This is a genomic window from Streptomyces vietnamensis (assembly GCF_000830005.1).
Taxonomy (GTDB): Bacteria; Actinomycetota; Actinomycetes; order Streptomycetales; family Streptomycetaceae; genus Streptomyces; species Streptomyces vietnamensis.
In genome coordinates, this window is record NZ_CP010407.1 from 6,501,967 (window position 1) to 6,513,737 (window position 11,771).

11 protein-coding genes are annotated in these 11,771 nt (G+C 73.3%); 4 read left to right on the forward strand and 7 right to left on the reverse strand.

From position 1 onward, the window contains the following. Positions 1–233 precede the first annotated feature (233 nt). Positions 234–1,358, forward strand: a complete 1,125-nt coding sequence (locus SVTN_RS29160; protein WP_041131768.1) for an alpha/beta hydrolase — start codon at positions 234–236, stop codon at positions 1,356–1,358. Positions 1,359–1,407: 49 nt separating this feature from the next. Here SVTN_RS29160 and SVTN_RS29165 read toward each other — a convergent pair whose 3' ends face one another. The 3 genes from SVTN_RS29165 to SVTN_RS29175 form a co-directional block, all read right to left on the reverse strand. Beyond that, on the reverse strand, positions 1,408–2,691 hold the full coding sequence (locus tag SVTN_RS29165; RefSeq protein WP_041131769.1) for a ribonuclease D: 1,284 nt from the start codon (positions 2,689–2,691) through the stop codon (positions 1,408–1,410). Positions 2,692–2,771: 80 nt separating this feature from the next. Continuing rightward, positions 2,772–3,437: a response regulator transcription factor gene (locus tag SVTN_RS29170; RefSeq protein ID WP_015037008.1), complete on the reverse strand. Its 666-nt coding sequence runs from the start codon at positions 3,435–3,437 to the stop codon at positions 2,772–2,774. A gap of 288 nt (positions 3,438–3,725) precedes the next feature. Continuing rightward, a complete protein-coding gene (locus SVTN_RS29175) occupies positions 3,726–4,418 on the reverse strand; it encodes a DUF3000 domain-containing protein (RefSeq protein ID WP_041131770.1) in 693 nt (230 codons plus the stop codon). A gap of 90 nt (positions 4,419–4,508) precedes the next feature. Here SVTN_RS29175 and hemE point away from each other — a divergent pair, with 90 nt between their 5' ends. Beyond that, a complete protein-coding gene (gene hemE, locus SVTN_RS29180) occupies positions 4,509–5,585 on the forward strand; it encodes a uroporphyrinogen decarboxylase (RefSeq protein WP_041131771.1) in 1,077 nt (358 codons plus the stop codon). Positions 5,586–5,613: 28 nt separating this feature from the next. On the opposite strand, the gene SVTN_RS29185 is transcribed toward hemE, so the two are convergent. The 3 genes from SVTN_RS29185 to SVTN_RS29195 form a co-directional block, all read right to left on the reverse strand. After that, positions 5,614–6,036, reverse strand: coding sequence for a calcium-binding protein (locus SVTN_RS29185; RefSeq protein ID WP_041131772.1), 423 nt, complete (start codon positions 6,034–6,036; stop codon positions 5,614–5,616). A 65-nt stretch (positions 6,037–6,101) separates the two neighbouring features. After that, entirely contained in the window at positions 6,102–7,475 is a 1,374-nt protein-coding gene (locus SVTN_RS29190) for an FAD-dependent oxidoreductase (RefSeq protein WP_041131773.1), read from the reverse strand. A gap of 18 nt (positions 7,476–7,493) precedes the next feature. Then, positions 7,494–8,468, reverse strand: coding sequence for a DUF4349 domain-containing protein (locus SVTN_RS29195; protein WP_041131774.1), 975 nt, complete (start codon positions 8,466–8,468; stop codon positions 7,494–7,496). Between the two features lie 138 nt (positions 8,469–8,606). Here SVTN_RS29195 and hemG point away from each other — a divergent pair, with 138 nt between their 5' ends. Then, positions 8,607–10,094 carry a protoporphyrinogen oxidase gene (gene hemG, locus SVTN_RS29200; RefSeq protein ID WP_041131775.1) on the forward strand — a complete coding sequence of 496 codons (1,488 nt, stop codon included), beginning with the start codon at positions 8,607–8,609 and terminating at the stop codon, positions 10,092–10,094. A 17-nt stretch (positions 10,095–10,111) separates the two neighbouring features. Beyond that, the gene (gene hemQ, locus SVTN_RS29205; protein WP_041131776.1) at positions 10,112–10,825 is read left to right on the forward strand and encodes a hydrogen peroxide-dependent heme synthase; all 714 of its coding nucleotides are present in this window, start codon (positions 10,112–10,114) and stop codon (positions 10,823–10,825) included. Positions 10,826–10,995: 170 nt separating this feature from the next. Here the strand turns inward: hemQ and SVTN_RS29210 are convergent, their stop codons facing one another. Beyond that, on the reverse strand, positions 10,996–11,763 hold the full coding sequence (locus tag SVTN_RS29210) for a TIGR04222 domain-containing membrane protein (protein ID WP_041131777.1): 768 nt from the start codon (positions 11,761–11,763) through the stop codon (positions 10,996–10,998). Positions 11,764–11,771: the final 8 nt, after the last annotated feature.

The following is an 11,771-nucleotide window of genomic DNA, read 5'->3' on the forward strand; positions in this document are numbered from 1 at the left end:
CTAAGCGTGCGCTTGCTCCTCCCATGCTACTTGCGGGTAACCAGACTGCCCAGTCCCTGGGGGCCAAGCGGTGAAGGTCACACCCGTGCGCCCCCGTGCGCCCCTCCGTTGGGACGGTCCGGCAACCCCGATGGACCCAGACCGGCGGCCGTCCCGTGGCGCCCGTTCCCGGGCGGACGGAGTCTGGCCGGGCCGGGGCGCAGGGCTCCGGCCCCCACACAGAACGGACTCCCATGGCGAAGGTCATCACCACCGACCACTGGGTCTGGCACACGTCCACCGTCCCCGCGAACAAGGACGAGGAGGTCGAGCTCTTCGTACGAGAACGCAACGGCACGCCCAAGGGTCAGGAACGCAAGCCGGTCCTCATGCTCCACGGCCGGAGCGTCCCGGTGCTCCCGGGCTTCGACCTCCGGTACAAGGACTACAGCTGGGCCGGGGCGCTGGCGCAGGCCGGCTACGACGTCTTCATGATGGACCTCCAGGGCTCCGGCCTCTCGGCACGGCCCAAGATGAACGACCCCCGCAACGTCAATCCCGCCCAGCAGTCCCTGCTGACGCCGCGGCCGCCGGGATTCACGCCGGGCACGCCGAACTACCCGTACCAGCTGAACGACTCGTACAGCGACTGGGACGAGCTGCACACCGTCGTGGAGTTCATCCGCGAGCTGTGCGAGGTGGACAAGGTCGCCTTCATCGGCTGGTCCGCCGCCGCGTTCTGGATGGGGCCGTACGCGGTCAAGAACCCCGGGAAGGTCGAGAGCCTGTTCCTGCTGGCGCCGATCTTCCCGGCCAAGGGCAGCTCGAATCCGCCGGCCTCGCTGCCGGTGCCGGGCTTCCCGACCAACCTCAGCACGAAGGCCGGACTGTCTTCCCCGGGCGGCTGGGGCGGCGAACTGCACTGCGAGGGTCAGCGCGAGGACGGCATCGTCGACGTGGTCTGGGACGCGCTGCTGAAGAGCGACCCGGTCGGCAGCGTCTGGGGAGGCATCGACGGGCTCAGCCGGTTCAGGAGCTTCACCCGGTGGGGGTGGAACGAGACCACCGCGAAGCAGGGCGGGGTGCTCGGCGGAAGCGTGCCCGTACTGATCGTGTACGGGGAGTACGACAAGCAGGCGAACACGACCAACGCCAACCCGGAACTCAACTTCTCCGTCCCCGAGCTCTACAAGGCGGTCGCCGGTAGCCACAAGCTGATGGTCAAGCTGGCCTGCGCGGGGCATTCCGTGCCGTGGGAGATGCAGCACGGGAACGTGCACGAGCTCTCGAAGCACTGGCTGAAGCACCTCAAGGTCGACGGCAAGACCAACGGGGTCTTCGACATGGACACCGCCGGCAACCTCAGCCCGGCGCCCTAGCGAAGAGCCCCCTGCGCCCCGAGGGGCGCAGGGGGCTCTTCCCGTCCGGTCACGCGCTCGCCGACAGCGCCTTCACCAGCAGCGGGGTCACCAGTTCCACCTGCCACGGGCGGGCGCCGTGGCCGGACAGTGCCGCGGACACCGTCTCCGGGGTCGCCGGGGCCGGCGGTTCCCAGCAGACCCGGCGCACCGTGTCCGGCGTGATCAGGTTCTCCTGCGGGAGGTTCAGTTCCTCCGCGAGCGCCGAGACCGCCGTGCGGGCCGCCGCGAGGCGGGCCGCCGCGACCGGGTCCTTGTCCGCCCAGGCGCGCGGCGGGGGCGGGCCCGCGACCTGCTGGCCGGGCTGGGGCAGTTCGCTCTCCGGGAGGGCCCTGGCGCGGTCCACCGCGGCCTGCCACTGCTCCAGCTGGCGGCGGTTCATCCGGTTGCCGAAACCGGGCAGCGCGAGGAGCGCGCCCACGTTCACCGGCACCGCGAGCGCCGCCTCCACGATCGCCGCGTCGCTCAGCACCTTGCCGGGGGAGACGTCACGCCGCTGGGCGACCTTGTCGCGGGCCGTCCACAGCTCCCGTACGACCGCCATCTGGCGACGCCGGCGCACCTTGTGCATGCCGGAGGTCCGGCGCCACGGGTCCTTGCGGGGCGGGGCGGGCGGGGCCGAGGCGATGGCGTCGAACTCCTGGCGGGCCCACTCCAGCTTCCCCTGCCGGTCGAGTTCCTTCTCCAGGGCGTCCCGCAGGTCGACGAGCAGCTCGACGTCCAGGGCCGCGTACCGCAGCCAGGGCTCGGGCAGCGGGCGGGTGGACCAGTCGACGGCGGAGTGGCCCTTCTCCAGGGCGTAGCCGAGGACGGACTCGACCATCGCGCCGAGGCCGACCCGCGGGAAGCCCGCGAGGCGTCCAGCGAGCTCGGTGTCGAAGAGCGAGGTGGGGAGCATGCCTATGTCGCGCAGGCACGGGAGGTCCTGGGTCGCGGCGTGCAGGATCCACTCGGTCCCGGCGAGCGCCTCGCCGAGCCCCGAGAGGTCGGGGCAGCCGACGGGGTCGATGAGCGCGGTGCCCGCGCCCTCGCGGCGGAGCTGGACGAGATAGGCGCGCTGGCCGTAGCGGTAGCCGGAGGCGCGCTCGGCGTCCACGGCCACGGGACCGCTTCCGGCGGCGAACGCGGCGATCACCTCGGCGAGGGCGTCCTCGGTCTCGACGACGGGCGGAATCCCCTCGCGGGGCTCCAGCAACGGGATCGGAAGCCCATTCGCAGGGACATCGTCGTCCGGGGGGCCGCCCCCGGTGGTGCGCAGTGCTGTGTCTGCTGCGGTCTCTTGGGCGTCGGTCACGTGTCAAGGGTATCGGTGAACGGCAAGCGCCTGTCGACGGAACGTTCCGTCGACAGGCGCGCACCCGTGTCCACCGGCCGTCAGTGGATGATGCCCGTCCGCAGGGCCACCGCGACCATGCCGGCGCGGTCGCCGGTGCCCAGCTTGCGGGCGATGCGGGCGAGGTGGCTCTTGACGGTGAGGGCGGACAGCCCCATGGAGACGCCGATCGCCTTGTTCGACTGGCCCTCCGCGACGAGCCGCAGCACCTCGACCTCACGGCCGGAGAGCTCGCGGTAGCCGCCCGGGTGGCTCGGGGCACCCGGGGGGCGGCGGTGGCCGAGGCGGGCCGCCGCGGCGCCGATGGGGGCGGCGCCGGGACGGGTCGGGTGGCCGATGTTGGTCCGGGTGCCGGTGACGACGTAGCCCTTCACGCCGCCCGCCAGGGCGTTGCGCACGGCGCCGATGTCATCGGCGGCCGAGAGGGCGAGGCCGTTGGGCCAGCCCGCGGCGCGGGTCTCGGACAGCAGGGTCAGGCCGCTGCCGTCGGGCAGGTGGACGTCGGCCACGCAGATGTCGCGCGGGTTGCCGACGCGGGGACGGGCCTCCGCGATGGACGAAGCCTCGATCACGTCGCGTACTCCGAGGGCCCACAGGTGGCGGGTCACGGTGGAACGGACGCGCGGATCGGCCACGACGACCATGGCCGTCGGCTTGTTCGGGCGGTAGGCGACCAGGCTTGCGGGCTGCTCGAGGAGAACGGACACCAGGCCTCCTGGGGGGGAAGGGTGCGGGACGGAGCCGGCTCGGGGAAGAAGCCGGGGGCGAACCCGTGCTGTGAAGGGGTCACTGACTCCTTCGGCAGCTGGGCCGCCCGCCTTTAGGGAAAGATCACGATTTGGTGAGTAACAATTAGGGCAATTCGGACGCGTGATCGATCATCCTACGAGCGGGCCCCGCCCCTTCACCCCCACGAGGGACGCCCGGAGCCGGAGCCCCAGGCCCCCTGCGGCCCCGTCCGGTTCCGTCTCTCAGGCCCCCCGTGGCCCCGTCTCTCAGGCCCCCTGCGGCCCCCGCCGCTGCGGCAGCGAGACGACCCCCGCGCCCGTCACCGTCCCGGCCCCCGGATCCGCCGGCGCGGGCGGCAGTCCCGCGATCTGGCAGAGCAGGTCGCACCAGGCCGCCAGGTGCGCCCCCGTGTCCGGCACCCCGCCCAGGCCCTCGCGCGGGGTCCAGGACGCCCGGATCTCGATCTGGGTCGCCGGTCTGCGGTCCGCGAGGCCGCCGAAGTAGTGCGAGCCCGCCATCGTCACGGTCCCGCCGGCCTCCCCGTACGAGAGCCCCCGCGCCTCCATGGCCCCGGTCAGCCAGGACCAGCACACCTCGGGCAGCAGCGGGTCCGCCGCCATCTCGGGCTCCAGCTCCGCCCGGATCAGGGTCACCAGGCGGAACGTGCCCTTCCAGGCCTCGTGTCCGTCCGGGTCGTGCAGCAGCACGAGCCGCCCGTCCGCCAGGTCCTCCTCGCCCTCCACGACGGCCGCCTCCACCGCGTACGCGTACGGGGCGAGCCGCTGCGGCGGCCTGGTCGGGTCGATCTCGATCTCGGACCGCAGCCTCGCCGACCGCAAGGCCTCCACCGCCCGCCGGAACGCGGGCGGAACCGGATTCGCCTCCGTACTGTCCGCCGTTTCGTCCGTCCCTCGATCGCCGTCGGAATGATCGGAAAAATGTCCCTGAGCCGCAGCCATGCGGGGAAGAGTAGGCGGAACGGGGCCTCCGTGCAGGGAGGACACCCGGCCCGGACGAGCGGCTTCCCGCCACATGCGAAGATTCTGGGCGTGAGTGCCATTGACCGCCCGCAGGGCCAGCAGACGAAGCAGCAGTCGCGGACGTACGACTCCGCGTTCCTCAAGGCGTGCAGGCGCGAGCCGGTGCCCCACACCCCCGTCTGGTTCATGCGACAGGCCGGGCGTTCCCTCCCCGAGTACCTGAAGGTCCGCGAGGGCATCCCCATGCTCGAGTCGTGCATGCGGCCCGAGCTGGTCACCGAGATCACGCTCCAGCCGGTCCGGCGCCACAAGGTCGACGCCGCCATCTACTTCAGCGACATCGTCGTCCCGCTCAAGGCCATCGGCCTCGACCTCGACATCAAGCCCGGCGTCGGCCCGGTCGTCGCCGACCCGATCCGCACCCGCGCCGACCTGGACCGGCTGCGCGACCTGACCCCCGAGGACGTCCACTACGTCACCGAGGCCATCGGGATGCTCACCGAGGAGCTCGGCGACACCCCGCTCATCGGCTTCGCCGGCGCGCCTTTCACCCTCGCGAGCTACCTCGTCGAGGGCGGCCCCTCGCGCAGCCACGAGCACACCAAGGCGCTCATGTACGGCGACCCGCAGCTCTGGGCCGACCTGCTCGACCGCCTCGCCGAGATCACCTCGGCCTTCCTCAAGGTCCAGATCGAGGCCGGCGCCTCCGCCGTGCAGCTCTTCGACTCCTGGGTCGGCGCGCTCGCCCCGGCCGACTACCGCCGCTCGGTGATGCCGGCCTCCACCAAGGTCTTCGACGCGGTCGCCGGCTACGGCGTCCCGCGCATCCACTTCGGTGTCGGTACGGGCGAGCTCCTCGGCCTGATGGGCGAGGCCGGCGCGGACGTCGTCGGCGTCGACTGGCGCGTCCCGCTCGACGAGGCCGCCCGCCGCGTCGGCCCCGGCAAGGCCCTCCAGGGCAACCTGGACCCGGCCGTGCTCTTCGCCTCGACCGAGGTCGTGGAGGCCAAGACCGACGAGGTCCTGGCCGCCGCGAAGGACCTGGAGGGGCACGTCTTCAACCTGGGCCACGGCGTCATGCCGGCCATGGACCCGGACGCCCTGTCCCGCCTCGTCGAGTACGTGCACACGCGGACGGCCGTCTGACCGACGGCCGCCCGCGTGCGGTGGGGGCTCAGACCTCGCAGCTGATGGGCGGGTTGCCGGTCCCCACCCGGCAGTAGTCGGTGCCGAGGCCGCCGCTGACGGTGGCGTTGTTCGTGTCGACGCGGATGTAGTCGTTGCCGAGTCCGCCGTTGACCTGGCCGGCGGCGACCGTGCCGACCCTGATGTAGTCGCTGCCGTCGCCGCCGAGCACCTGGCCGCTGGACGTGCCGACGCTGATGTAGTCGTTGCCGCCCAGGCCGCTGATCGTGTCCATCGAGTTGATGGACGTGCACGTGATGTAGTCGGAGCCCGACGTTCCGGTGATGTTGGGGCCGGGGGCGGGGACGCCGTTCACCTGGCACCCGACCGCGGCGTGGGCGGGCGTGCTCAGGACGAGCGGGGTCACGATGAGAGAGGCGGCGCAGAGCGCTCGCGCGGCGTTTCTGATCATGTGATCAGTTACCTATGGTGATGAGTTGATCGCAAGCCGTCACCAGGGGTGATCCGCCGCTCGGGTCATTCCGCCGCCCGAACGGCCGCCACCGCCTTGCGCGCCGCGACGAGCACCGGATCCCACACCGGCGAGAACGGCGGCGCGTACCCCAGGTCCAGGGCCGTCATCCCCTCCACCGTCATCCCCGCCGTCAGCGCCACCGCCGCGATGTCCACCCGCTTCGCCGCGCCCTCCCGGCCCACGATCTGCACCCCGAGCAGCCGGCCCGTGCGCTTCTCGGCCAGCATCTTCACCGTCATCGGCGCGGCCCCCGGGTAGTAGCCCGCCCGGCTCGACGACTCGACCGTCACCGTCACGAACCGCAGCCCCACCTCCCGGGCGTCCTTCTCCCGCAGGCCCGTCCGCGCGATCTCCAGGTCGCACACCTTCGACACCGCCGTGCCCACCACGCCCGGGAAGGTCGAGTAACCGCCGCCCACGTTCGAGCCGATGACCTGGCCGTGCTTGTTCGCGTGCGTGCCGAGGGGCACGTGCCGCTCCCGGCCCGAGACCAGGTCCAGGACCTCCACGCAGTCACCGCCGGCCCAGATGTTCTCGTGGCCCCTGACCCGCATCGCCAGATCGGTGAGCAGCCCGCCGTACGTCCCGAGCGGCAGCCCCGCCGCCCGCGCGAGCGAGGTCTCCGGCACCACGCCGGTGCCGAGGACCACCACGTCCGCCGGGTACTCGTCCGCGTCCGTCGCCACCGCCCGCACCCGGCCGTCCGAGCCGGTCAGGATCTTCGTCACCGGCGCCGAGACGACCGTCCTGATCCCGAGCCCGTCCATCGCCCGGTGCACGAGCCGCCCCATGTCCGGATCGAGGGTCGCCATCGGCTGCTCGCCCCGGGTCAGGACCGTCACCTCGTAGCCCCGGTTCAGCAGGGCCTCCGCCATCTCCACCCCGATGTACCCGGCGCCGACGACGACCGCCCGCCGCCCCGGCGTACCGGACAGCGAGTCGAGCAGCGCCTGGCCGTCGTCGAGGGTCTGCACCCCGTGCACCCCCGGCGCGTCGATCCCCGGCAGCGGCGGGCGCAGCGGCCGGGCCCCGGTCGCGATCACCAGCTTGTCGAAGCCCGTCCACGCCTCCGTACCCGCCTCCAGGTCCCGCGAGCGGACCCGCTGCCCCGGGACGTCGATCTCCGTCACCTCGGTCCGCGTCCGCAGATCGATGTCACGGGCCCGGTGCTCCTCGGGGGAGCGCGCGATCAGCTCCCCGCGCGAGGCCACGTCCCCGCCCACCCAGTACGGGATGCCGCAGGCCGAGTACGAGGAGAAGTGCCCACGCTCGAAGGCGACGATCTCCAGCTCCCCGGGGGACCTGAGCCTGCGCGCCTGCGACGCGGCGGACATGCCCGCCGCGTCGCCACCGATGACCACCAGTCGTTCGCTCATGAGACTCATGGGACGAACCTACTTCTCGGGACTCTCCTGGGGTGCCGGAACCACAGGCGCCCCCGCGGCGTTCCGCGGGGTGTCCGGCAGGCCCGGGACGGCGCCCGCCGGCCGGGTGCGGGCCGCGAGGCGCGGACGGACGAGACGGCGCCACAGGACGAAGAGGATCAGCGCGACCGCGAGCCACGGGGCCAGCGCGGTCAGGACGATCCCGACCCAGGCGGCCGCGCCCACCAGCGCGTTCCAGCCGCCGCTCAGGGCGTCCCCGAAGCCGGGGCGGCCCTCCTCCCGCTCCTCCGCCGACGGTTCCTCGGGCTCGGAGAGCCGGAGCGTGATCGTCGCCATCGTCGTGCGGTCCTTCAACGAGGCCCGCTGGGCGAGCAGTGCCTCCAGGTCCGCCTGGCGGCGGCTCAGCTCGCCCTCCAGGGTCACCACGTCGGACAGCTTCTCCGCCCGGTCCATCAGCGCCCGCACCCGCGCCACGCTCGCCCGCTGGGTGGCGATCCGGCTCTCCACGTCCACCACCTGGTCGGTGACGTCCTTGGCGGACGCCCGGCGGTCGAGCAGCTTCCCCGCGCCCGCGAGCTCGGTGAGGACGGAGTCGTACCGCTCCTGCGGCACCCGCAGCACGATCTGCGAGCCGAGGTGCGTGCCGTCGACCCGCTCCGTCGTCTCGTTCTCCACGTGCCCGCCCGCGTCCGTCGCCACCCGACGGGCCGTGACCAGGGCCTTCGCCGCGTCCTTCACCTCGACGGAGAGCTCGGCGGTACGGATGACGTGCTGCTGTGCCGGCGCCTTCGACGCAGGCTTCCCCGCGGCGCCCGAGGCGCTGTCCGCCGCTCCCTCGGCCGCCCCGTCCGCGGGCTTCGCCGCCGCCATGCCGCCGCCCTTGCCGTCCGAGGCGGACTCCGTGGCGCCCGCCCCGCAGCCGGTCAGGACCAGTGAGGCCGTCAGCAGGACCGCGGCCGCCGTTCTCGTTCTTGCTGTCCGCACGAGGTTCCCCCAGGGTGGTGGTGAGTAGTGCCCGTTGGACGTACGGGCACGCCGTACGGGTTGCCCTCCGGCGGTAGCGATGCGGTCACGGTCAGGCCTCGGAACGGGCGCGGGCGGGCGATTTGAGAGAGTGGTGCCATGAACGCGGACACCACGGGACACCACGCCGGGCATCGTGCCGGGCCGCACGCCGGGCCTCACGTCGTCGTCGCCGGAGGCGGGATCGCCGGGCTCGCGGCCGCCCACCGGTTGGCCCTCGCCGGCCACCGGGTGACCCTCCTCGAAGCGGACGCCCGGCTCGGCGGCAAGCTCCTCGCCGGGGAGATCGCGGGCGCGCCCGTCGACCTCGGCGCCGAGTCGCTGCTCGCCCGCCGCCCCGAGGCCGTCGCCCTCGCCCGGGCCGTCGGTCTCGGCGACCGGCTCCAGGCCCCCGCGACGACCACCGCGTCCGTCTGGTCCCGTGGCGAGCTCGTCCCCATGCCCAAGGGGCACGTCATGGGCGTCCCCGGCGACCCCGCCGCCGTCGGGGGGCTGCTCTCCGCCGAGGGCGTGCGCCGCATCGGCGGCGACCTGGAGCTGCCGCCGACCGAGATCGGCGAGGACATCGCCATCGGCGCGTACGTCGCCGCGCGCATGGGCCACGAGGTCGTCGACCGGCTCGTCGAACCCCTCCTCGGCGGGGTGTACGCCGGTGACGCCCACCGCATCTCGATGAAGGCCGCCGTCCCCGCCCTCTTCGAGGCCGCCCGCGTCCACCCCACGCTCACCGCCGCCGTCCACGCCGTCCAGCGGGCCGGCGCCGCCGTCCCCGCCGACGCGGCGGGCGCCGCCACCGGCCTCGGCGGCTCCGTCTTCGCCGGCATCGAGGGCGGCATCGGCACTCTCCCCGTCGCCGTCGCCGACGCGGTCCGCGCTGCCGGCGGCGAGATCCACACCGGCACCCCCGTGAACGCGCTCCTCCGCACCGGCACCACCGGCTGGCAGGTCGTGACCCGGGACCGGACCTTCGACGCCGACGCCGTCGTCCTCGCCACCCCCGCCGGCATCGCCGCCGGACTCCTCGGCGGCCACGCCCCGGACGCCGCCGCCGAGCTCGACGCGATCGACTACGCCTCCATGGCCCTGATCACCCTCGCCTTCCGCCGCTCCGACATGCCCGCCCTGGAAGGCTCCGGCTTCCTCGTCCCGCCCGTCGACGGCCACACCATCAAGGCCTCCACCTTCTCCGCCCGGAAGTGGCAGTGGGTCGCCGACGCCGCCCCCGACCTGTTCGTGCTCCGCACCTCCGTCGGCCGCCACGGCGAGGAGGAGCAGGTCCACCGCGAGGACTCCGACCTCGTCGACGCCTCCCTCAAGGACCTCGCCGCCGCCACCGGCCTCGCCGCCCGCCCGGTCGCGTCCACGGTCACCCGCTGGATCGGCGGCCTGCCCCAGTACCCCGTCGGCCACCTCGCCCGCGTCGCCCGCGTCCGCGCGGCCGTCGCCGCCCTCCCCGGACTGCGGCTCGCGGGCGCCGCGTACGACGGCGTCGGCATCCCCGCCTGCATCGCCTCGGCCCACCGCGCGGCCGACGAGATCATCGCCACGTCGGGAACGGGGCACCCCGGTGCGGGGCACTCCTCGTGACGGGCGAGAATAGGCGTATGAGTGCGCCCGAAAAGATCCCGAACGCCGGTAAGAAGGCGAAGGACCTCAACGAGGTCATCCGCTACACCCTGTGGTCCGTCTTCAAGCTGCGCGACGTTCTCCCCGAGGACCGCGGCGGCTACGCCGACGAGGTCCAGGAGCTGTTCGACCAGCTCGCGGCCAAGGACATCACGATCCGCGGCACGTACGACCTGTCCGGTCTGCGCGCCGACGCCGACGTCATGATCTGGTGGCACGCCGAGACGAGCGACGAGCTCCAGGAGGCGTACAACCTCTTCCGCCGCACCAAGCTGGGCCGCGCTCTGGAGCCCGTCTGGTCGAACATGGCGCTGCACCGCCCCGCCGAGTTCAACAAGTCGCACATCCCGGCCTTCCTGGCCGACGAGAACCCGCGCGACTACGTCTCGGTGTACCCCTTCGTGCGCTCCTACGACTGGTACCTGCTGCCGGACGAGGACCGTCGCCGCATGCTCGCCGACCACGGCAAGATGGCCCGCGGCTTCCCCGACGTCCGCGCCAACACGGTCGCCTCCTTCTCGCTCGGCGACTACGAGTGGCTCCTCGCCTTCGAGGCCGACGAGCTGCACCGCATCGTCGACCTCATGCGCCACCTGCGCGCCTCCGAGGCCCGGATGCACGTCCGCGAAGAGGTCCCCTTCTTCACCGGTCGCCGCAAGAGCGTCGCCGACCTGGTGGCGGGCCTGGCCTGACGGCCGTACGAAAACCTGGTGGCGCGCCCGGCTCCCGGCCGGGCGCGCCACCCCTTGACCCGGAAGATCAGACGGCGGCAGAGCCACTGCCCGCCGCTCCAGCGACACCGGGTCCGGCTCCGGGTGCGGCGCGCTTCACGCGCGCCGCACCGGCGTCATTTCCGGGACTTCTACGGCCGTAGGGCAGCGCGGAGCTCCGGCTCCAGTACGGAAGGACCGCGCGTCGCGAGAGCCGTGAGCGGATCGGTGCGCGGATCGGCCGACGACAGCCCCGAGAGCAGCCGCTGCCCGGCCGGGGACGCCCAGCGGGTGTACGGATACACCTCGATCCCCCCGATCAGCAGGCAGAGCCCCGCCCCGACCAGCGGCATCGCGAAACCGGCGATGACCGGGGCCCGCTCGTCCCCTGGCACGAGCAGCACCGCGACCGTCCCGAGCACCAGCGTCAGCAGGAACCCCGCCCGTACCGTCCGCACCCCGGCGGCCATCTCCCGGCGCGCCTCCTCGGACACGGCGAGCCCCCGGGCCACGAGACCCTCCGCGAGGAGGCGTACGGAGTCGGCGGCGGCGACCACCGGACGCACGGCGGGAATCGGCGACTGCCCGCCGGGCCCGATGGCACCGAGCACCGCGCGCTCCAGCTCGTCCCCGGCGGCCGTGGCGTCCACGACCGTCGCCCAGCCGGTGTGCGCGAGCAGCAGCCGCCGCGCCCGGTGCATCGACACCAGGGTCAGATCGGTGACCCGGAACGGCCCGCCGGCGAGGTAGGCCGCCTCGCACACGGTGAGTTCACCCGTCCCCTCGGCATCCGTCTCCCCGACATCCGTCCCCTCGGCCGTCCCGTGGGGCCGGGCGGCGGCGAGCGAGGCACGGCACACCCGCACGCAGCCGACACCGGCCACGACGAACGCCACCAGGAGGAGCGGAACCCAGATCATGCCCCGGT